Source organism: Empedobacter brevis (assembly GCF_965118635.1).
Classification (GTDB): Bacteria; Bacteroidota; Bacteroidia; order Flavobacteriales; family Weeksellaceae; genus Empedobacter; species Empedobacter brevis_A.
Window position 1 is genome coordinate 1 of sequence record NZ_CBCPHV010000011.1, and the last position, 23,848, is coordinate 23,848.

General features: G+C 28.7%; 17 protein-coding genes. 10 read left to right on the plus strand and 7 right to left on the minus strand.

Annotation, left to right across the window (positions count from 1 at the left end):
• The 7 genes from ACMHJW_RS12260 to ACMHJW_RS12290 form a co-directional block, all read left to right on the plus strand.
• Positions 1-252 (plus strand): hypothetical protein (locus tag ACMHJW_RS12260; RefSeq protein WP_413533705.1); only part of this gene is annotated, 252 nt, incomplete at its 5' end.
• A 284-nt stretch (positions 253-536) separates the two neighbouring features.
• Complete coding sequence (locus ACMHJW_RS12265) at positions 537-1,475, plus strand: hypothetical protein (RefSeq protein ID WP_413533706.1); 939 nt, start codon at positions 537-539, stop codon at positions 1,473-1,475.
• A 53-nt stretch (positions 1,476-1,528) separates the two neighbouring features.
• Positions 1,529-2,845: a DNA (cytosine-5-)-methyltransferase gene (dcm, locus tag ACMHJW_RS12270; RefSeq protein WP_413533707.1), complete on the plus strand. Its 1,317-nt coding sequence runs from the start codon at positions 1,529-1,531 to the stop codon at positions 2,843-2,845.
• Positions 2,826-4,004, plus strand: a complete 1,179-nt coding sequence (locus tag ACMHJW_RS12275; protein WP_413533708.1) for a hypothetical protein — start codon at positions 2,826-2,828, stop codon at positions 4,002-4,004. The genes dcm and ACMHJW_RS12275 overlap by 20 nt, the downstream gene beginning before the upstream one ends.
• The gene (locus tag ACMHJW_RS12280) at positions 4,005-4,889 is read left to right on the plus strand and encodes an esterase/lipase family protein (RefSeq protein WP_413533709.1); all 885 of its coding nucleotides are present in this window, start codon (positions 4,005-4,007) and stop codon (positions 4,887-4,889) included.
• Between the two features lie 15 nt (positions 4,890-4,904).
• A complete protein-coding gene (locus ACMHJW_RS12285; RefSeq protein WP_413533710.1) occupies positions 4,905-6,332 on the plus strand; it encodes a Sau3AI family type II restriction endonuclease in 1,428 nt (475 codons plus the stop codon).
• A gap of 348 nt (positions 6,333-6,680) precedes the next feature.
• The gene (locus ACMHJW_RS12290; RefSeq protein ID WP_413533711.1) at positions 6,681-6,845 is read left to right on the plus strand and encodes a hypothetical protein; all 165 of its coding nucleotides are present in this window, start codon (positions 6,681-6,683) and stop codon (positions 6,843-6,845) included.
• A 20-nt stretch (positions 6,846-6,865) separates the two neighbouring features.
• Here the strand turns inward: ACMHJW_RS12290 and ACMHJW_RS12295 are convergent, their stop codons facing one another.
• The 5 genes from ACMHJW_RS12295 to ACMHJW_RS12315 all read right to left on the minus strand — a co-directional run bounded on the left by ACMHJW_RS12295 (position 6,866) and on the right by ACMHJW_RS12315 (position 12,475).
• Positions 6,866-7,732, minus strand: a complete 867-nt coding sequence (locus ACMHJW_RS12295; protein WP_413533712.1) for a toll/interleukin-1 receptor domain-containing protein — start codon at positions 7,730-7,732, stop codon at positions 6,866-6,868.
• A 264-nt stretch (positions 7,733-7,996) separates the two neighbouring features.
• Positions 7,997-9,694 carry an AAA family ATPase gene (locus ACMHJW_RS12300; RefSeq protein WP_413533713.1) on the minus strand — a complete coding sequence of 566 codons (1,698 nt, stop codon included), beginning with the start codon at positions 9,692-9,694 and terminating at the stop codon, positions 7,997-7,999.
• A gap of 280 nt (positions 9,695-9,974) precedes the next feature.
• Positions 9,975-10,688: a restriction endonuclease gene (locus tag ACMHJW_RS12305; protein WP_413533714.1), complete on the minus strand. Its 714-nt coding sequence runs from the start codon at positions 10,686-10,688 to the stop codon at positions 9,975-9,977.
• A gap of 183 nt (positions 10,689-10,871) precedes the next feature.
• A complete protein-coding gene (locus ACMHJW_RS12310; protein WP_413533715.1) occupies positions 10,872-11,567 on the minus strand; it encodes a hypothetical protein in 696 nt (231 codons plus the stop codon).
• Positions 11,568-12,169: 602 nt separating this feature from the next.
• Positions 12,170-12,475 carry a helix-turn-helix transcriptional regulator gene (locus ACMHJW_RS12315; RefSeq protein ID WP_413533716.1) on the minus strand — a complete coding sequence of 102 codons (306 nt, stop codon included), beginning with the start codon at positions 12,473-12,475 and terminating at the stop codon, positions 12,170-12,172.
• 2,581 nt (positions 12,476-15,056) lie between these two features.
• Between ACMHJW_RS12315 and ACMHJW_RS12320 the strand changes: the two genes are divergently transcribed.
• The 3 genes from ACMHJW_RS12320 to ACMHJW_RS12330 all read left to right on the plus strand — a co-directional run bounded on the left by ACMHJW_RS12320 (position 15,057) and on the right by ACMHJW_RS12330 (position 21,971).
• Entirely contained in the window at positions 15,057-18,080 is a 3,024-nt protein-coding gene (locus ACMHJW_RS12320) for a SusC/RagA family TonB-linked outer membrane protein (protein WP_413533717.1), read from the plus strand.
• Positions 18,081-18,082: 2 nt separating this feature from the next.
• Positions 18,083-19,450, plus strand: a complete 1,368-nt coding sequence (locus tag ACMHJW_RS12325; RefSeq protein WP_413533718.1) for a RagB/SusD family nutrient uptake outer membrane protein — start codon at positions 18,083-18,085, stop codon at positions 19,448-19,450.
• A gap of 142 nt (positions 19,451-19,592) precedes the next feature.
• Positions 19,593-21,971 (plus strand): alpha/beta hydrolase family protein, encoded by a 2,379-nt coding sequence (locus ACMHJW_RS12330; protein WP_413533719.1) that lies wholly within the window; start codon positions 19,593-19,595, stop codon positions 21,969-21,971.
• 65 nt (positions 21,972-22,036) lie between these two features.
• Here the strand turns inward: ACMHJW_RS12330 and ACMHJW_RS12335 are convergent, their stop codons facing one another.
• Positions 22,037-22,321: a DUF6520 family protein gene (locus ACMHJW_RS12335; RefSeq protein ID WP_413533720.1), complete on the minus strand. Its 285-nt coding sequence runs from the start codon at positions 22,319-22,321 to the stop codon at positions 22,037-22,039.
• Between the two features lie 51 nt (positions 22,322-22,372).
• Positions 22,373-23,845, minus strand: coding sequence for a DoxX family protein (locus ACMHJW_RS12340; RefSeq protein WP_413533721.1), 1,473 nt, complete (start codon positions 23,843-23,845; stop codon positions 22,373-22,375).
• Positions 23,846-23,848 lie beyond the last annotated feature (3 nt).

The following is a 23,848-nucleotide window of genomic DNA, read 5'->3' on the forward strand; positions in this document are numbered from 1 at the left end:
AAATCATTCTTTAAAAATAATAATGTTAATTTTGGGTGGTTAGCAAAAGAACCTGGTTATAAATCTCTATTTACCAAAGGAATTGAAGCTTGTCAATATTTTCCAAATTCTAATCCTATTTTTCAAGTTTATAACCAGCAATTTAGATATAACTTAGGTATTAATAAAAATAACACTCTTAATATTGAAACTATTGGTATTGGAAATAAAAAGAAACCATTTGATAAAATAATTGAATGGGCAAAAAAATAGATTTAATTAATATATAACTAAACTTTAAAATGAGATTATAATAGATTATTAATTCTAATAAAATTATAAAATCAACAAAATAAAAAGTGCTACATAAACTAAAACCAAGAAAAGGAGAACTATTTATTCTCCTATTTGCATTAATATTTTCGTTTGAAAAAAAATATTTACTTAATTATATTTATAAATTGTTTTACATGTATTTTTTATATAAAAATGATATTTTTCTTTACTTAAAAAATTTAAGAAACAAGTGTATATTAGAACTTAAAAATAAACAATAAATGGATAAAAGAAAAAGTAGAACTAAAGCAATTAAATTACGTCCTGATTTTTTTTCTTTAGATATTCATAAATCAATGTTTATTAATGATTTAATGATAACATTGCCTAAGTATTATGTAAAAACTTGGGGTAATGAAGTTATTGATAGTCATAATGCAGAAAATAAAAATTGGAAAACAGAAATAAAATATTATTCTCCTAAAGACCAAGGAAATGATTTATATAAGTTTAAAGCAACATTATCATTATCTTTTTCAAAAGGTAGGGATAAGATGAGTAATTATCGTTTGAAATGGGATAAATTATTTTCATCACAACTTGCAAAAGATTATCCTAAAAGTTTTGTTCGTTCTCTTGAGTTTCATCTAGGGGATGAGGAATATAAAGAGATTGGGTTCAGTGAATTTGATATAGGTGGTTTTAAAGAGCAATTACAAATTAAAATTATATGGAAAAATAATTCACCTAGTATTGTAATTCAAGAGTATTTTAAAGTAAAAGCTGAATCACAGATTTTCCCCAATATATTTAAAGAATTAAGTTCTTATTTGATAGCGGATTATCTACTTAGTAATGATACCGAAATTGAAAGACGTATACAAGTAAGCAAATGGAAATCTAGAAAATTTATTTCTACAGAATTGGCAGAAAATAGTATCTATATATTATTAAATCGTGCTACTAAGGAATTATACTTTGGTGAAACTAGTAAATCATTGGCTTCACGATATCCAATAAATAAAGACCATCATAATTTCAATGAGTGGAGTGAATATTGTGTAATAAAATTACCTACTGATACATCAAATCAAGTTCGTTTATTAATTGAACGCGTCTTAATTGCTACCGGAACAAGACTTTTTAAAAATAATTTTAATGAAGAAAATCCTATTTTTGATTTAGAGAATATTTTTAGTTTGATGAACAAAAAAAAATAGTTAAAGTCACCATTTGACGTTTAAGTTTGTATTTTTGTCCCAGAATTTTAAATATGGAACAAATAAAAGTAGTTGAATTATTCGCGGGTGTAGGTGGTTTTAGATTAGGTCTTGAAGGTTGGAATAACAAATCTTGTTGTTCAAATTATTCAGAGGAATTCAAAACACCTTATCAGATAGTTTGGAGTAACCAATGGGAGCCTTCAACTAAAATTCAACATGCTTCTATGGTTTATGAAAATCGATGGGGTAGTGAAAATCATAGTAACGAGAATATAGAAGAAGTCGTTAAAGACTGTTCTGTGATACCCGACCATGATATGTTAGTTGGTGGATTTCCTTGTCAGGATTATTCTGTTGCAACTACACTTAAAAATTCAAAAGGACTATTGGGGAAAAAAGGTGTTTTATGGTGGTCTATCCATAAAATATTATCGGATAAAAAACAAAAACCAAAATATTTGTTTTTAGAAAATGTAGACCGTTTACTAAATTCTCCTTCTAAACAAAGAGGACGTGATTTTGCAATTATCTTACAAAGTTTAAATGAATTAGGATATATCGTGGAGTGGCGTGTTATAAATGCTGCTGAATATGGTTTTCCACAACGTAGAAGAAGAACGTTTATTTTAGCATATCATAAGGATGCTCCTATTTATGATACCATCAAAAAAGAAATTCCATCTAATTGGATTTTAGAAAATGGTACTATAGCTGAAGCTTTTCCTGTTACAAATGCTTTGAAGTTGACTCCTTCTATCTTTAGCTTAGAAGATGATATTGTCAAAATTTCAGAGAATTTTAATTTAAATGGAAAGAAAACTCCATTTGAGAATGCAGGTATTATGATTGATGGAGAAGTAACCTCAATCAAAACATTACCTAATTACGATGGAGAATATACCACTTTGAAGGATATTTTAATTGATGTAGAGGAAGTAAATCAAGAGTATTTTATCGATGCAAATGATTTTCCTAAATGGGAATATTTAAAGGGAGCTAAAAAAGAGATTCGTAAAAATGCTGAGGGGTACGAATACAATTATAGTGAAGGAGGGATGATTTTTCCTGATGCTTTAGATAATGCTTCTCGTACAATTATTACAGGAGAAGGAGGGAAATCTGCTTCGAGATTCAAACATGTTGTTTCTACTTCAAAAGGATTAAGAAGATTAACACCTGTAGAGTTAGAACGTTTAAATATGTTTCCTGATCATCATACGGAACTAAATAATATAACAGATACTAAACGAGCTTTTTTTATGGGAAATGCTTTAGTTGTCGGTGTTATAGAAAAAATAGGGACTACTCTTATTAATAAAATTACTATTAATTCAGAAATTCTAAAAAATGCAATACACAAAAACTGATGAAGTCAGAGCTATTTGGTATAATGGCAAATTAGAACCTTTTGACGTTGTTCAAATACCGTTAAGTAAATTAATTTATAATAAGTATAACGGACGAATCAAAAGTGCTGTTTTATCTTATGAATCTTTACGTGGAGATTTAGACCCTACAAATCAAGACGATAGAAGAATAATAGAAAATTATCTTTTTGAGTCTGCAGAAAATAGAAATGAAAAAACAATCCAAAGCTTAAAAGACTATGGCCAACAGGAAATTGGTATAGTTACAAATGATTTAATTATTATTGATGGAAATAGAAGGGCATCATTATTAAGTAAATTACATCGAGAAGGAAATCCTGTCGATTATTTTAAGGCAATTGTTTTACCAGATAATTTAAATCAAAACAAACTAGAAATTATAAAGCTTGAAACAAATTATCAAATGGGGGTTGATAATAAAGTTGAATATAAGCCTATTGAAAAATATCTTAGATGCAAAGAACTTATTGAACCTCCTCATAATATTTCTATTGAGGAAATAGCGAGATTGATGGGGGAAAAAAAATATCGTATCAATCAATGGTTAGATATTCTATCTTTAATGGAAGAGTACTTAGATTACCTAGATAGTCCAAATGTTTACACAAGGCTAGATAAAAAAGAAGGACATTTTGTAGATTTAAGCCGTTATTTGAATCAATATCAAGAAACTGATGAGTTAAAAGAAGTTTATTTTGATTTCATTAGAATAGGATTACCAGTGCAAAGAGCACGTGTTCTAGGAAATCCTAAAGACAATCAAAGTTTATATTCAAATAGTGATTTATGGACTCCTTTTTATGCAGAGCATAAGATTATAAAAGATACATTGTGTGAAAAAACTTTTAGTACATTTAAAGAAGAAAGACCTGAAATGTCTAATGAAGAGATTTTTGGTACTTTAGACAACCACTTTTCGGAAAAATTAAAAGCTAAATTAGTTAATAATTTAGTTCAAGGCGAGATTGCAATTAAGGAACTAAAGATTAAAAATAATATTAAAAGTGAATTACAAAAAATATACAAATATTTAGTTAATCTTGATGTTATAAGCATAAATGTTCTAGAAAAGATAGATGTAAAAAACTTACTTAACCAAATTATATCTGAGTCAGATACTAAAGCAAAGAAACTTTAAATGATAACACATATTAAAAATCCGAACTCGGATAAATGTATTGTGTTTATTCATGGTTTAGGAGGTGGATCGCATACTTTTCAAAAGTTTTCCATTTATCTTGATTCTAAATGGAATTTAAATTATGGTGTTTTGTTAAGAATATTTAAATATTATAGAAAGATGTTTTATTATGAAGCTCCTTCATGGATGCCTAACATGATTATAAATATATTTGGTTACCTAACTTTTCCAGTAAAAGCTTTATGGTCAAAGAGAAATTCTTATAATGTTGACTTATTAAAACAATATATAAATGATAATTGTGCTGATACTAATAACATTATTTTAGTAGCACATAGTATGGGAGGACTAATTGCAAGGCAATATTTGGTTGACTGTAAAAAGAATGGAATAGATATTAGGAGAATTAGGATGTTATGCACATTTGCAACTCCTCATAACGGATCACATATAGCAAAGTATGCTTCTTATATAGTACACATTCCTATATTTAAAAATATCTATGTTTTTTTTAGTAATATTTTTAAATATAGAATTTCACCTCAAATAGGTGATTTGTCTAACTTAAATGATTTTATTATTACACTTAATAAGGATTGGAGTAAATTTAATGTTGGTAAAGATTTACAATTTGTAAGAATTTGTGGGACAAAAGATAGATTAGTTAAAATCAATAGCTCTAATCACAATAATGATGATTTGGAAAATGTTTATTATTTTAATTATGGTCATACTGGATTAATCTCCCCTTTAATAACAGATGAAAATTTTGAACCAATAGATAAGTTCTTGGAAAGATTATTATTTCTTGAAGATAATGAAGAATTTTTTGAAGAATTGGAAGAAGAAATCGATTATGATGGAACTGACGATAATTTTTAGTAAAATCTGTTAAAAATGAATTTAGAATATAATCCAGAGGATAAAAACTCAATTATTGAGTACGCAAAAATTTTAAAAGGAAAATCATTAAGGGAAGTTTGCGATGTTGATTCAATTAGAAATGACCGTACAGGTAAAGGACATTTTGGTCAGATATTAGAAGAGTTTTATTTTCATTATAAACCAAATTCTGATGCTGAACCGGACTTCCCAATTGCTAAACTAGAGTTAAAATCTTCACCATTAAAACAACTTAAGAATAAAGATTACCGCTCAAAAGAACGATTGGTCTTAAATATTATCAACTATTTAAATGTTGTTAATCAGGATTTTGAAAATAGTGACTTTATTAAAAAGAATGCAAATATTCTCTTGATATTCTATTTACATCAGTCTGGTTTCGATATTTTGGATTATGTTATAAAATTGGTTGATGAATGGAGTTTTCCGTTAACTGATTTAGAAATTATAAAGAAAGATTGGGAAACGATAAATAAGAAAATAGCTGATGGCAAAGCACATGAACTTTCTGAAGGAGATACCTTCTACCTTGGGGCTTGTACAAAAGGAGCAAATGCTTCTTCAGTAAGAAAGCAACCGTTTTCAGAAATTCCTGCAAAACAAAGAGCATATTCTTTTAAGCAAGGTTATGTAAATCATATAATTGCATCAATAGCTGGAGAAACAAAAGAAGTATATGGGAAATTAATTAAATCTGTTGAAGAAGTTAAGAAAAAAACAATTGAAGAGATTGTAATTGATAAATTTAAATTATACTATGGGAAAAGCGTGGAAGAAATTTCAGAAAAAACAGGGGTTTTATTGAACTTTAATGATCAAAAGAATTTCTACTCAAAAGTAACTCATGCAATTTTAAATATAGAATTAGATAAAGAAATTGAAGAATTCCAAAAAGCGGATATAGAAGTTAAAGCGATAAGAGTAGAGACGAATAATAATATTATTCAATCTATTTCTTTTCCGGCTTTTGAATTTGAACAAATATATAGAGAAAGTTGGATTACAAGTGAAATAAAAGAAATAGTAGAAAAGAAATTTTTGTTCATTTTTTTTAAGTTTAATGGAAGCGAGTATATACTTGAGAAAGTTAAGTTTTGGAATATGCCACTAATAGACAGAAATGAAGTTAGAAAGGTTTGGCTTAAAACAAAAAAAGTAATACAAGAAGGGAATATTTTTAAGGGCTATGCAACAGATAAATTTGGAAATGTTAGAGTTTCAGTAAAAGGTAACTTTATAAAATTGAATAATCTTCCTAAGATGAGTGAAAACTTTGTATGCCATGTTAGGCCTCATGGAAGTGATTCAACAGAAACATATCCATTACCTATAGAAGATAAAAAACTGAAAGTTAAAGAATATTCCAAACAGTGCTTTTGGTTTAAAAACACATATGTAAGAGATGAAATATATTTAAAATAACCAATTTAAATCAAATCTGAAACTATGAGATTAATTTTACCTCGTTTAATTAGAGAAGAAAAAACTTGAAATTTAACAAAAAAATATTGTTATAAATCTGATCTGTAAGGAAGTTGAAAAAAATTTTGAAATTGTTTCTTTTCAGAGAGGTAAGGTTATTTTAAAGGATTCAGACGGAACTGAATTTTATATTACAACCTCTAAAAATGATATACCTGATAATCAAAATTTCGTTTTGTTATCAAAGAGTTTTCTTAAAGATGATGTAGAAAGTGGAAATATTACATTTCTAAAATGGTTAAAACATCCAAATAATATTGAATATTTATCAAATGATATTGTAAATTCATGGAAAATGACTTTAATTTCAAGGAGGAGGATGTAGAAAACGAATTAATTAGATTAAGAAAACCACAAATAGGTACAATACATTCAATTTTAGGTCATTTAGCAAATGCTAATGAAATTGCAACGGTGGTTTTATACGTAAAATTGGAGCTGTGCAACAGTTAATCTTTTTAGCCGTAGTTTTTTTATCTGTTTTTTTCAACGCTTTTTACTTCATCTTCCCATATTTTTTCAAATATTCTTCCAAAATAGTAGATTTTATTTTTCCCATCACTTGGCCCTAATTTTTTTACTCGAACATGTCCTCTGAAATGTACTCGAGATTTTGGATCAAGCAAATCTAATATTGTTTCATATGGTTCATTATTAAGAAGATAAGCGTTTTGGTCTTTGAAATTATTTTCAGCAAAAAGCATTAATAAAGTTGTTTTCATTAACTCATTTTGCCCTTTTTCAAGTTGTTTTTTAAATCTTTCTGTTGCCTTTTTGTTTCCAACAAAAACAATATTTGTTAGAACTGTAAATGGTTTTTTTTCGTCAATAGAGTATTCTACAACATCAATATTTAGTTCATAATTATCTCCACGGATTCCCCAATTTACAACATAGTCTGATAATGTTTCAGGAAGATTTAAGTCCGAAATTCTACCTAACTCATCATTATTCATTTGCGAAAGTGATTCCAAAATTGTAGAAAGACCATCGTCGAAAGAATTTCTGAAATCTGCATAAAATTTATCTCTTAAAAACAGTGGAATATCGCAGTCTTCAATTAAAATTGGAAGAACAACAACTCTTTTTTTCTCAAGTTCTAACATTAATCCAGTATTAATTTCTCTTTTACACCAATCAGATGCAATTGAGCTTCTGGATAAGACTACCATAAGAAAAGATGCTTCAGTAATTGCATCTTGAATTTTATTTGTTATTGAATCACCAACTTTCATTTCCCATCTATCTATGAAAACTCTAATTCTTTTTTCTACTAGATTTAATCCTAGTTTATCTACAAAATCTTTGTCATTATGGGAATAACTTATAAATATTGACATATTGTGGTTCTAAAATTACGACTAACATTGTTTTTTTTTACGAAGTAAAATATGGTAAAGTTTCATCAAAAACACCTATACCTATTTTTCGTAATATTATTCCAAACATACAATAACCATCTCACAATAAATTACGGTTTCACGTAAATACATAAAACCTCCTTAAAATTGCTTTTAAAGAGGTTATTATTTATACTATTTTGTATTTTTTGTATCTAAAATTGGAGTTGTGCATCCATTTACTGATGTTGTACGTAGTTGTTTTTAAAGATCTGAAATTGGAACATTTTTGTTAGTTCTAAATTTTTTCGTAAAATCTTCCATTTTAACATTATGATTTTTACATAGGCTTTTATATTCATCAACAATATAAATTGGATTGTTTGTATTTATATCTATCCATTGTTCTTTATCTTTTTTGGTAGACAATAAATTAATACGACATTTTAAATATCCAATTGTTTGGTCACATTTATATCTTGTTAAGTTATCAAGCAATTCGTATTTATATTGATACCAAATTTCGTCATTTCCCTTTATTGAAATCTTCAATATTTGGTTATCTAATTGATTGACTTCTTTAACTATTTTTTTTTCTATACCTTCTAAGAAATTAAGAATTTTAAAAGCTTCTTCAAGTTCTCTCTTGAATACAGGGCTTTTTGAATTATCATGAGAAAGTGGATTAAGTAATATTTTCATATATAGAGAAAACTCATATAGTTTATTGTTTTCAATACCGCATTCATTTAGCACTTGTTTTAAATTTTCGTAGTTTGAGTTAAGTTTTGAGTTTTCTTTAATTTCTCCATCTTCATTTACATGATGTAATTTATTATATGGCAAAAGGTCTTTAATGACTTTCTCAAAAGATTTTCTTAGATAACTTGCAGACGTTGGATAGTCATGTTTTTCTAAAAAAAATAAGGCTTTACTTTTATAATTATTTTCTTGGTTATCATGAATAAAAGAAACTGGAAGATTATTTGTGTTTTTATTTGAAAATATTTTAACAAATTTCCATTTATCTTTTTGTTGATAGAATTCAGCAAGTTTAAACCAACTTTCATCAAAAGTTGTCAAAATTACTTGATAATCATTAAATAAGTCATCTATAATTTTTAATAGTGGGATCCTATTACTCAAATCCATACCTATAAAAATATCGTCAAGAATTAAGATGTTTGTCACATCTGATAAGTTTTCATCCTTTTGTTTTAGAAATACGGCTAAAAAGAGACTTATTGTTAAAGCTACAAGTTTGGCTTCGTTAAAATATTCACCATAGTTTTTAACTGCTTTATTCTGAACATAAACATCTAAGTATATTTCTCCAGTAGTCCAAGTTTTACGAGATAAAAATTTAATACTTAAATCGGAATCAAAGTATTTTAATATTTTATTTGTATCATCTTCTAAAAGTTCAGAGATTTTAAAAATTCCTTGATAGAAGTCTGAAGTAAGCTTATTTTTTTTTCTATCCAACCATTCATTTTCAATTATTTTATTTGTTAAGGGATTTTTTAATTTTGAAAAAGGTCCTTCAACTAATAATCTAAACAAATTATGTTTTTCTTTGTCAGAGTATAAGTATAAGGGTATTAGATTTTTATATGTTAAAAAACCTTTTAACCGTCTAATTTTAGATAAAGTATCTAAATTATCAACATCAAATCCTATATTATTTAAAGTATAAGTTTCTTTATTTGAAAATGTGATTTTAATATTCTGTGGCGTGTCGTTTAATTTATCTTCAAATTGATTATTAAATAGACGATCGGCAATACTTTTAGTTCTTCTTTTGTCTGATGCATCAAATAAATCATTTATAGCTTTACATATTGAACTTTTTCCACTTCCATTTTCCCCATATAAAAATAAATTTTTCCCATTTGAAAAATTTAAAATATTAACATCATAATATGAACGAAAGTTATTTAGCTCCAATTGTTGAATTTTCATTTATAGGTAAGTCTAGTTTGTTAAATTACGCACAACATCTTAATTTACGAAGTAAATGATAGAAAAGTTTCGTAAAAAACTCCCTATATCTATATTTCGTATAGTTGTCTCAAACATACAACAACCATCTCACAATAAATTACGGTTTTCCGTAAAAACAAAAAACCTCCTTAAAACGGTTGCTGAGCTTGCCGAAGTATTAAAGAGGTCATTATTTATACTATTTTGTGTTCATATAGCCAAAATCGAAGTTGAGCAATAGTTACCCTTGTGTGTAGTTTTATTCGAATAGATTAGTTTGATTTGGGTCTATAAATTCTGGAGGATTATAACTGTGATCTTTTATAAAAATTCGCTCCTCGATCATTCCCTGTCCAATATATTCAGATTCTATGGCAAATATATTTCCACAGCTACATTCAACATCATCCATTTCGGAAAAATTGATTATTTCACCACAACCTTGGCACTTTAAATAAGATTCTCCACAGTAAGAACATTCTCCTGAATTTATAAATGTAGCTATACCTTCAGTTACTAATGCTAATGGATTTGCCCAGTTAATTAAACCTCTAGGAACTCCATCTTCATCTTTACATAAAGTGCAACTGTCAAATGAAAAGTAATAATCATCAAATTTTTCAAATTCGACGATATCAAGTTGAATGTCTTTATGATGATTTTTCGCTCTGTTTTCTGCACTTTTAGAATAGCCAATATTTGTAATCATGATTCCAATATGTGCTCCAACATCTTCTGAAAAACCAATAAATGATTCAACGGTTTTAACATCAATTTTTTTACTGAATTTTTTACAATCAATAACTATAATTAACTCACGACCAATCGATTCTGAACGAACTAATATGTCAATTTGACGACTTCTTTTAGAATATTTACCGATTATTTTTTGATTTTTTAGAATAATTGAATTAGGGAATGAATCATTCAATTTCTCAAATATTCGCTCTTCATATTTTTCCCAATCTTTCATATAAGTAATAAGGTTCTATCGGGGGTAAAATTACACACAACATTATTTTTTACGAAACAAAATATTGTAGAGTTTCATAAAAAATATCTATATCTGCATTTCGTTAAATTACTCGCTAATATAATACTCTTAATAATTTTGCGAAAATTCTCTTGAAAAACAAACAAGACGAAAGCTTAGCAATTAGCGGTAGTAATTATGGATAAAATTGTATCTATATTCTAACCATTCAAAGTGGTCTTTCTTAAATTTTCGTGAGAATAATTCTTTTTTAGTGATTTCTTCTAAATTTATTTCAATTTCTTTTGTAAAGTCTTTGAGTATTTCAATGATATCAACCTCTTCAGAATGATCTTTTCCAACAATTAATATATTTCCACCCCATTTACTTAAAGTTGATTGCGCTAACTTGTAGAAATCAATTTCATTTGAATTTGGAATATTGTAATTTGTTGTATGAGAAGCTAATTTGTTTCTAATTTCAATTAATTTAAGACTTTTAAGCTTCTCTTTTTTTGCCTTTTGATTTGGAACATTAAAAAGTCTATTTAAATCTAAAATTGCACCAAGTTGTAAATATGAAGCATTTAAAACACCATAAAGTCTTAAGTACATTTCGCCTAAATCTTCTTCTTTTTTGTATAAACCATTTTTATATACATTTTCAATAGCATATTGAGAATCTTCAACTAAATCTATACAAGCTCTTAATAAATCAGGATCAGTTAATTTTTCGAATTTTAGTTTTTTCGTTAGTTCCTTTCTATATTGTTCTTCTTCATAAATATTTTTTACAGGAGTATATCTTAAAATTCCTAATAATATTTGAGTATAAATTTCGATTCTAGAATGTAGTGATAAATATTCTTCATCTGTCATATTAAAGATTGGCTTTTAAAATTGGCTATAACATTTTTTAGACAAACTACTATAGCATTAGTTTCATAAAAGATTAGCTATATCTTACATTTCGCATAAATAGCAAATATACAAACAAAACTATATTATATACTTTATTGTTTAAAATTTTATTAATAGCATATAAGGTTGTATATTAGATTTTTAAGAAAAATATAATAATATGAAGTATTTTTATTTTACTATTGTATTATCTACTACTTTACTGATGGGATGCAAGAAAGAGAAGGAACAGATCAATGATTTGTGTCTGTATAAACTAGAAAGCACATTGATAAGCAATGATTCTTTACAAAAAAAAATTATTGAAAATGCAAGAAGAAATAGACTTGTTACAAGAAAAACTTGAAATAGCAAGATTAATAACAGAAGCTGAATAATTTTAGAAAAGGGTTCTCTCAAAAGAGCCCTTTTTTATTTATGGAGAAAGTTAGATATAATTAAAAAACTCAGGAGTTAATCAACCTTTAAAATTAACTCCTGAGTATTATTACTAACATTAACCATGCCTACAGGTTAATGATAACAATTTAGATATTTTATTTTAAGTAAAACATTTTTAATTACTTATTATCTTTTACTTTTTTTGAAAACTCTTCATAGGTATCTGATTTTTCATTATCCCAGTTAGTAGGTTCTATTAAATCATAAATACTTACTCTTAGTAATTTTGCAATTTCTATTAGTTCTTCCAAAGAAGGCTGTCTTTTGTTATTTCGCCATTTAGATATTGTGAATTCAGTCTTACCAATAAATTTAGCAATTACTCTATTTTGAACATTTCTTTCTTTAAAAATAATATCTAATCGATTAATTTTCATATAATTTAAAATATTTATTAAAAAAGTTTGGCGTTTAATGACAAACATTGTATATTTGATATATGTTTAAAGCGACACAATTAGTTAAGGCTATTTGACTTAACGTAATGATGTCTCTCTATTCGGGAATAATCCGGTAAATTAAAAGCCCTAGAGAGTACAAAAAGTCGCCCAATACACTGGAATTTTCATATATTTGCGATAATTCCAGAGGGCGATTTATGCGTTTGTACTTCATTCGGCAAGAGTTTGACTCTAAAGGTTTTCTTACCGGATTTCCTCACGATAATGAAGGAGTGTAAATCGTTTCTCTGACTTTTTATTTCTACTTCTATCAAAATAGAAGACATCGTTCCATAAAACCCAAAACACATGAGAACGAAACAATTTCCATTCATCCGTAAAAAACCACCAGACCGAGTCTGTTCGTTTTTCCCTTTCTTTTAAAGAACCAAACTTCCGTTTTTATAACATTTAACGGATCGTAAAGCAAAGGTTCCCCTTTCTTTACACGCTCTCTATCAGAGCCTCAATAAGAGACTTTGACAGGTATGTTATATTTTTATTTTTCGCACACTAAATGTATAACGATTATTGTCATTTTCCAAATTTAATGGGGTTCTGCTACCTATTATTTAGATGTGAGAATTTAGATGCGAGACGCGAAATTCGAGGTTCGGGATGAGAGATTTTAAATGACAATGAATTTGAATATTGAAAAAGGACTAAGAAAATGGCATTAAAACTCTCACGTTAAGAAAATGTTGAGTGCAGCGTTAAAAAGATTTTAGCCCGTAGGGTTTGTAAAATGTTTAGCGAAACGAGAATATTTTTAGTAGAGAGGTTTACAGCCAAGTCTTTTTTCATTAGTTTTTTTGACGAAAAAAAGTGACATTAAAGAAAAGGTATACCTGAGCCACACCGTGGCTCCTCCTTTTAATTTCAAATGTTTTTTGGATGAGCTTCCCCGAAGGGCATATGAATGCATTATTCATAAAATAATAAAGACTATGAATAAAAAAATGAAAGGAAGAGACTCTTCAGCAAGGACTGTTTTTAGAATCTGTTTTTAAAAAGTGGATTTGAATATTGAAAAAGAATAAAAACGTAGAACGTTAAGCGTAAAACTTATAACGTAAAAATAAACCCCTTTCCCCTAAACAAAGTTGGCGCGATGTACAGGAAAAGGAGATGGCTTTTAAAACTAATGTAGAATTAAAAACTATGTAAAATCATGAAAGAGTAAACAAGCTCACACGTTATCCCCCGACAACGCCCACATAAGAAAGTAAATGATCTTCATAAAATGATTAGTGTTAATTTTTTTCATTTATTAATGTAATTTTTAAAACCAGTTATCGGGGGATTTATTTTCAGGTAAAACTACGCGCAATGCGAGATCCGAGGTGTAAGAAATGCGAGGTGCGGAATTTGAGATTTTAAATGATAACGATTTTGATTAATGAAAAAGGATTAGAAAAACGGCATTAAAACTCTCACGTTAAGAAAATGTTTGAATGTAGCGTTAAAAAGATTTTAGCCCGTAGGGTTTGTAAAATGTTTAGCGAAATGAGAATATTTTTAGTAGAGAGGTTTACAGCCAAGAGTTTTTTGATTACTTTTTTGCTCTTAAAAAAGTGATAGAAAGATTTCTCGATACCTCGAAATGACATATTGAATATGATTCTGTATTTCGAGTGCCTCAGTGCTCGTGTTAAAAATGAACTTGAATATTAATAAGAATAAAAATAAAAATAAAAATAAAAATAAAAATAAAAATAAAAATAAAAACGTTAAGCGTATAACTTAATAAATGTAGTTATAAAGATTGGTAATCGTTGATTGAGCGGAGTCGTGTTGATTGAGCGGTGTCGAAATCCTAAGTATAAGATGCTATACTTCAAGTGCCTCAAAATGATAAGTATTATAAAATAGTTTATATAAAAAAAGTATCCCCTGAAAGCTAAAAAATAGGAAAAGAAAGTCTTTTCATAAAAAAAGTTTAGGTTGAGTTACGTGAGTAAGGGGATCTTTTGATAAAAGTAGTATAGAAAATGAACAGGTGTTGCCTATAACTAAAAATCCACAAAAACAAGATAGCGAACATTCCTTAACATTTTATACTCACATTGTTGGAGACATTTTTCTCTTTTAAAACAGAAACTACTTGTAGTTTACCTAGCCCTTTTATTAAACTGGAAGGGTTAGGGTTTTAAAATATGGGATGAGAAATGCGGCATGTGAGAAATGAGAGACACGAAATTCGAGGTGCGTGATTTGAGAATTTAAATGACAAAGAATTTGATTATTGAAAAAAGGAATTAAAAATCCGACGATTTAGAATCGAAATGCAATTCAACTCGAAATTATTGAAATAAAAAAAGTTGGAGTGTCTGAGTGCAGCGAGTTGCCAACTTTATGGAAATAATTTAGCTAGTTGAATCATTGAGAGTCTACTGTCGGCATCTTTTTTTGTTTCGTTTTTTGGATGAGCAAAAAATGAAAGTAAAGAATATATTTAAAGTAAAGAAAAAACAAAAAAAACCTTTCCTAAAACAAAGTTGGCGCGATGTACAGGAAAAGGAGTGGCTTTTAAAACTAATGTTGAATTAAAAACTTATGTAAAATTATGAAAAAATTTTACTTCAAACTCAGTAGCTATGCTTTAGGTATACTATTGGGGATGTTTTGTGCAACACCATTGTTGGCACAAACAGGAAAAACCGTGACTGGAACGGTAAAAGAACTTCAAACCCCATTAGTGGGAGTAATGGTAAAAGAGGAGGGTACCGATAATTCCACTTTTACCGATGCAAATGGACAGTATTCATTGATTTTACAACGCGAGGATGCTAAACTAATTTTTGAGCAATTGGATTTCCCTATTCGTGAAGAAGAGGTGTTGAACAGAAGCATAATCAATGTAAGCTTCACAAAAGACGACGAAGGGATTCAGCTGAAAGATGTGGTGATTAATGCAGGCTACTATGCTGTAAAAGACAAAGAACGAACAGGTTCTATTGCACGTGTTACGGCAAAGGAAATAGAGAATCAGCCCGTGAATAATGTACTTTCTGCCATTCAAGGTCGGATGGCCGGAGTAAGTATAGTACAAAATTCTGGGGTTGCTGGTGGTGGTTACGATATACAAATACGCGGACGTAATAGTTTGAGAAGTTTTGCACTAAATAATACATATGAAGCTAATTCTCCTCTGTATGTAATAGATGGTGTTATCATCAACAATCAAAAAGAATATCGTTCTAATTTATCCTCAGCTATTCTACCTTATCAAGATAGTAATCCGTTAAACTTTTTGAACCCATCTGATGTAGAAAGTATAGAAGTGTTGAAAGATGCAGATGCTACTGCTATTTATGGATCGCGTGGTGCAAATGGTGTCGTATTAATCACTACTAAGAAAGGAAAAAATACTAAAACAACCATTCAATTTTCAAATTCGTATACTATAGGTGAAATAGCTGACTTACCAAAAATGATGTCTATTACCGAATATATGGAAATGAGGAAACAGGCATTTGTAAATGATGGAATTTCTAATTATCCAATAAATGCCTATGATATCAATGGGATATGGGATCCTAATAAATCTACCAATTGGCAAAAGTATTTTGTTGGAGGAAAATCTTTTCGTACTTCAAACGAGCTGAGGTTATCGGGAGGAAATGAACTGACTCAATTTATGCTAAGTGGTGGACATAATGAAGAAACAACTATTTTCCCAGGAGATTACAGGTACAAAAAGACTAAAATGAATCTTAATCTTTCTCATCAAAGTGCTAACCGACGATTGAAACTAAATTTTACAGGATTTTATACTTTTCAAAATAATTTTTTACCTCCTACCGATTTTATGCGCATTTACCAATCATTAGCACCGAATGCACCTGACCTATTTGATAAAAATGGACAATTAAATTGGGAAAATAATACGTTTGCTAATCCTATAGCAGCAGCAGAACAAACTTATAAATCAAATCAAAATCAACTATTAAGTCAATTTAGCTTTAATTATCAAATTATAAAAGGATTAAATGTACATGTAAATAGTGGTTACACTACAGATATAGTTAATGAGCAAATGATATACCCTAAAACAATGTACAACCCGACATTAGACATAGGTAGTGAACGTTCTTCGCTATCCACTTCTACAATACAACAAACAAATTGGTTAATAGAACCGCAAATAAACTACCAAAAAAAATGGAATGAACATCGAATAGAAGCATTAATAGGGACAACTTTTCAACATACATCTTCAGATTATTTGATGCAAAATGGATCCAATTTTACTTCAGACGAATTTATTGAAAATATGGGAGCAGCGACTACAGTTAAAATAACACGTGATGCGTCTTCTGTTTACCGTTATACAGCTATTTATGGGCGTTTTAATTATCAATTTGACAATCGTTATTACATTAATTTTACAGGAAGACATGATGGTTCGAGCAGATTTGGACCAAACAATCGTTTTGCTAACTTTGGTGCTGTAGGAGCTGCATGGATTTTCTCGAATGAAAAATTTTTACAAGATTCTAATTGGTTGTCATTTGGAAAAATTAGATCAAGTTATGGTACAGCAGGAAGTGATAACATAGGCAATTATCAGTTCTATGACACGTATTCTAATTTAAATACTTCTTATAATGGTATACAAGGTTTAACACCTAGCAGATTGTATAATTCGAAATATGGTTGGGAAATTACTAGAAAATTCGAAGCAGCTCTTGAGTTAGGTTTTTTACGAGATCGTTTACAGTTTACTGCTGCTTATTATCGTAATCGATCAGGAAATCAATTAGTAGGTATTCCACTACCTGGGACAACAGGTTTTACATCTGTACAAGCTAATTTGAATGCTGTTATTCAAAATACTGGAATAGAAATAACGATAGCTGCAAAACCTATTCAAAAAGCAAACTTTCAGTGGGAAAGCTCTTTTAATTTTAGTGTTCCTCAAAATAAATTGTTATCATTTCCTGATTTGGAAGCATCAACCTATGCTTCTACATTAGAAGTTGGAAAGTCTATTACCTTAAAAAAAATGTATCATTATTTAGGTGTAGATCTAGCTACTGGCGTATATCAGTTTGAAGATGTAAACGGTGATGGAAAATTAGATGTAAACGACCGTACAATTGTAAAAGAATTAGGGATAAAATGGTATGGTGGTTTTGTAAATACTTTTCGAATTAAAAATTTTCAATTAGATATACTGACACAGCTTTCTTCACAAACACGTGAGAATAGTATTGCAAGTACCAACACACTAGGTTTAATGGGAAATTATAGTACCGAATTTTTAGATTATTGGACACCTACGAATACAGATGCTCGTTATCAGAAACCTACAAGTGGAGCAAATAGCCAACTAAATACAGCTGCATCTAATTATAGACTTAGTGATGCAAGTGTTATGAATTCCTATTATATCCGTCTTAAAAATATACAAATCAGCTATAATCTTCCAAAAACAACCTTTAAACATTTGCAAGGGACTTTGTTTTTTCAAGGTCAAAATTTGTGGACGTGGACCAATTATAAAGGTCTTGATCCTGAGTTTAATTTATCAGGATACACGCCTGCTCTACGTACATGGTCTATCGGTTTTAATTTAATATATTAATCATGAAAAAAATAATAATTTTATTACTTATAATTCCTTTTTCGAGTTGCGAAAAATTTATTGATCTAGATTTACCTCAAGACCAAATTACACAAGAAACGGTTTATAAAGATGGTAAATTAGTTCGCTCTGCTCTTGCTGGTCTTTATAATTCATTAAAAACAGATGGCTTTCTATCAGGTAGTTCTTCTGGCGGAGGTGTATATTTTGGTTGTTATACAGATGAATTGATTTCCTATCAAATGGCTAATAGTGTATTAGATCAATTTTATAAATTAAATATTCGGCCAGAATCTAGTGCTGTAACAGCTTTGTGGCAAAAAACATATAATCAAATTTATCAAACAAATCGTATAATAGAAGGAATTGAAAGATCGACTTTGATTGAGGTGAATTTAGCAAATCAGTTGAAGGGCGAAGCTCTTTTTATGAGAGGGTTACTACACTTATATTTGGTACAAACTTTTGGAGAAATACCGTATGTAACAACAAGTGATTATACCATTTCTCAACATGTATCAAAAGATAAAATTGTTGACATTTATAATAAAATTGAGAATGATGTATTATTAGCTAAAAGTTTATTAGCAACAAATACTACCATAGGCGCACGTTTTATACCTTCTAAAGAAGCTGCTCAACTAATCTTATCTCGTTTATATTTAATTCAAAAAAGGTGGGATGATGTCATAAAAATAACAGATGATCTTGCTCAAAGTACATCTTTCCAATTGCAACAAGATATAACCAAAGCCTATCTAAAGGATAATTCATCTACGATTTGGCAATTATCCCCTACATCTGCTACAGCTACTACATATGAAGCTAACATACATTACTTGCGTTCTGCACCTCCTTATAATATTTCTTTGCAACCAGAATTTGTGAATTCTTTTACAACTGATGATTTGCGCTTGAATAATTGGATTGGGTCTATTAATGACTCTAGCGGTAAAAAATATTATTATGCTTCTAAATACAAACAATATTCTACTGCAAATGGACAAAATGAATATTCAATCATTTTACGTAATGAAGAAGCAATCCTTAACCGAGCTGAAGCTTATATTCAAAAAGAAGAATTAGTAAATGGAGTAATGTATTTAAACCAAATTGTAACACGTGCAGGTTTATCTGCTGTAATAATGGGAACGAAAGAACAATTATTGGTACGTGTTTTAGAAGAGCGTCAACATGAATTATTTACTGAGTTTGGAGCCCGATTTTTTGATTTAAAAAGATACAATCGATTAAATGACATAATGATCAACCTCAAACCTCAATGGAAGTCGACATTTGAATTATTACCACTCCCTGAAAGTGAACTTTTATTAAATACTAATTTATATCCACAAAATTATGGTTATTAAATTCAATTTAAAAATACTTCTTATTCTCTTGGTTTTAATAATTCAGCTGTTTAGTCAATTATCCAATGCTCAAACTATAGCTGAATTTAACAAAGCTTATGAAAATTATTATATTACATTGTTAGAAACAAAAAGTCCAAACTTGGACTGGGTAATAGTAAGTCATTTAGATGCTATGGGAAATACTGAAAATGAATTAATTTCAGTAAAAAAAGGAATAAGACCAAGAATTTTACCACAATCGAATTCTATCAGTTTTGCAAGTGATTCTACTATTATTTATAAATTACCTAATAAAACTGTCGTGTTTGAGAATTTATATTTATTGAAAAATAAAGAGTTTCATACAATTGAAAGTATTATTCATTTTGCATCAAAAAAGACTATTATTTTAAAACCACTGGATAAAACAGAATTGATTGTTGTAGACAAAAATGGTAAAATAAAACATCATTTATTCAATATAGAGTCGAATCGAATTGATTATAAAACTGAACGGCTTTATTATATTCAAAATAACAGTTGGTATGTATTAAACCTTAAAGAAAATACAACGCAAACAGTTAATAATATTCCTAAAGTAGATTGGATTTATAATAATGACACGAATTGGTTTGGATTGAAAGAAGTTGGAAATTCATTACATATCTTTCGAAAGGAACAAAATTCATTAAACGTAACAGAATCTATTATAGATCCTCCTGAGCATTGTTTTTTTGATAAAAGTTTAATACAAACTACTGAAGTTAGAGAAAATAGATACATTTTATTCAAATTAAAATTAGATATTAACATTCAAAATCTAGCTGAGATTTCATATTCTAATCGTCTAAATAGTAAATCATCTTCCTATCCGCAATTGGGGATATATGATATCGTTGAAAATAAATGGACATGGAAACCTCAACTTTCAACTCCTTTTCAACTTCAAAAATTTGTTACAGAACAAGGTGAATTCATTGTATATGACATGGGCTTAAATAAAATTGATACATTGGTAAATAAAAGATTACCAATACAATTCGTAAGAAATTATGGTGATAAAACTCAGTCAATAGCCAATAAATATATATCAGCAAACAATTTCTATTATGATGTCAATACAGATCATATACTGTTTTTTGAAGATGGAAAATGGAAGAGTGAGTCATTACAAACACACCAGATTAGAATAGCACCTTTTAACCCCGAAGTAATGTTAGGTAATGGACTTTATAATAACTTAGCTGATATACCAAAAGCTAAAATTACACCAACTTCAGAAAAAGGAATTTTTATAGTGAAATCTGAATATGATTTATACACTTGGGATATAATTCAAAATAAGGTTATTGCATTAACTAATGGAGCTGCTGATCAAATAAATTATGAGCTGAAAGCACAGCCTCTTTGGATTTTAGGGGAATCATTTTGGAGGAGTAGTTTTCATCGTCCTATAGATTTGAAAAAGCCGCTTTTGGTAAGAGGAATTTCTATGAAAGATTATACCACTAGTTTGGGAGTCATAAAAGGAAATAAATTGAAAATTATTGCACAATCTGATTTTACAATCAAAGATTTTGAAGACACTAAAAGAGTGGTGTATACAACTACAGGATTTAATAATCCTTTAAAAATATATGAAATAAGAAAAAAGAAGCCTCATTTAATTTATGAAAGTCAAGGTAAAAAGGATGGTAAACGACCAATATTAAAAAAAGAGCTTTTACATTATACAATTAATAGTGAACACTTGAATGCGTTTCTATATTATCCAAAAAACTATGATGCAAAAAAGACATACCCAATGATTGTACGTGTCTATGAGAAAATAACTTTTCATAATAGAGAAGATAATATTCCACATTTAATGGATTTAATTGGTTTTAATATGATGCATTATATCTTGAATGACTATTTTGTCTTATTACCTGATTTGACTTACAAAGAGAACGATTCTCAAGAAACTACAATTAAAAGTATTGAAAAAATAATAAATCAAGTTTCCCAAATACCTCAAATTGAGTCTAACCACATTGCTGTAGTAGGACAATCTTTTGGTGGTTACGAAGCAGCTTTGTTTATGGGAAAAACCAATCTATTTGAAACAGCACTAATAGGTGTTCCTATAGTTGATATTCCTAGAAAATACTTAAGCGAATTTAAGATATACAACTATAACCAAGCAGATTATGCTAGAGAAGAACGTCAACAAACACGGATGAACAGTAGTTTATTTGACAATTGGCAAGGTTATTTGGAAGCGTCTCCTATTTACCATGTAAAAAAAGTACAAAAACCAATTCTGCTTTGGGGTGGCACTGATGATGCAAATGTTTTATCGGATCAAGTTCGATCTTTTTTCTACGGTCTTACTCGCCTTAATAAAAAAGCTATTTATTTAAATTATTTAAATGAAGGACATAATATAATTGAAAAAACTAAACGTCAAGATTTAAATTACAAAGCATGGCAATGGATGGAACATTTTTTAAAAGGAAGACCCGCTGCTGATTGGATTAAGCCATTGTTGGAAAATTAAGATGTAAAAAAATTTAAGTTTAAAAACTTTAATAATAAAGATAGCTCCCAAAGGGAGCTATTTTTCTATGGTTTGAATAAAATTGTACTACACGTATTAAATTCACCAGGATTATTTAAGTCAAAAACTTGTTGTCCTGTTGGTAAATCATTCAAGGTACATATTTCATTCCCTTCTGTACTACACATTCTAACTTCTTCACAACTTTTTAATTCCGTATTGTAAATATAACCAGGAACAATTGCTAATTTTGATTCGTTTTGCTTTGCTTGGTTTGTAGCAAAAGCTGCACCAGTCCCCATCATGATGATGACAGCCGGTAAAATGATTTGTTTAAAATTTGTTTTCATATTTTTGATTTTTTGTGGTGCCTACGTTATCAGGTTTCGGCAATCCTGCCTCTATTCGTCAATAAAGGGTGTATGCATACGTTTGTATTTTATAAGCTTATTGTCTTGTAGAACGTAAAAGTACTTGGAAGTCACCCACATTTCTCTTATATTTTCTTTACCTTCTTCTGGAATAGTAAAACTATAGATATATTGATTTGTGAGATAGTGATATACATCAATTATACGCTTGTTTTTTCTACTATCATGAGGATCTAACTTAGCTTGACTATTGGAGTCATTGTACAAATAACCATTATAGGCTACTTGCATAATATTCATTTTTAAGGGTGGTTTATCCATTTTTGTTGTACCATCTTTTAACTTTATGAGAGATAGTTTAGCTTTTGATATCGTATCAATTGTTTTTCCTCTACCATAATCTTGTAAATCAAAATCGATTATTCGATATTCATTTCTATAGAAATAAGTATAAATTATTTTTTTTGTTATTGGGTCAACAGCAAAAGAACCATCTGTATCAAAAACTCCATCAATTTGTTTTTCAAGTATCTTTGTATTAGAAGTTAATTTAATAGGATTAGTAAATAATAAACCTAAAATATTTTCTCTTGTCATTATACTTTGCCCTCTAAAAACAAAACGATGAGGTTCAACCATTTCTATCTTAGAAAAAAGTGATTTCTGATTATATGTTTTTATTGCTTTTTTATCTGAAAGTAAGCCTTCAAAAATAACAGGAACATGACCGTCAGTAAGACTAAATGAAGGATAATCAACATGTAAAATAATCTCCTGAAAAGGAAGTTTCATATCATCAATTTTTAAAGTATCTATTAAAACATTTACGAAATTAGGATAGATAGTACCCAATATGAGAGGAGCATTCTTTTCTCCCAAAAATATAGTATCTCCTTTAGATCCTGCAAAATAAAATCCATTTGAAGGTAATAATATTTTGTCCTGAAAATTTACTGCATATGGAATGTACCGTCGAATAAAAGGATTTTCTATTTTCATTTTCTTTTCGGACATGAGAAATAATCCAACTACACTAATAATGGATGAAAAAGAAACACCTAAAATTAATTTAATAATTGTTATTTTTTTATAATTCGATGGAAATATAAATATTCCAATTATAGAAAATATTACAAAAACAAGATTAAATAGAATATGATTTTCCCATGATAATTTCTCTAAAATACCACCACAAGAACAAGGAACAAAATCACTGTAATTTAATATCAGATAAATATAGACTGTGAATGCTAACATTAATCCGAACGAAGCATAAAGCCCAATTAATCCCCACCTTTTAAAACAAAGCAGTAATGCAATCACTATTTCTGCAAAAATAACTGCATAAGAAATAAATCCGGCATACGCACTCAATAAGGGTGATTGTGCCAATTGAATTTGAAAATTCTCAAAATCCATTAGTTTACTCACAGCTGCATAAATAAACAACACAATAAATAGGTAGCAGATGAGTGTTCTTAAAAACGGTGCAATTTTTCTCATCTT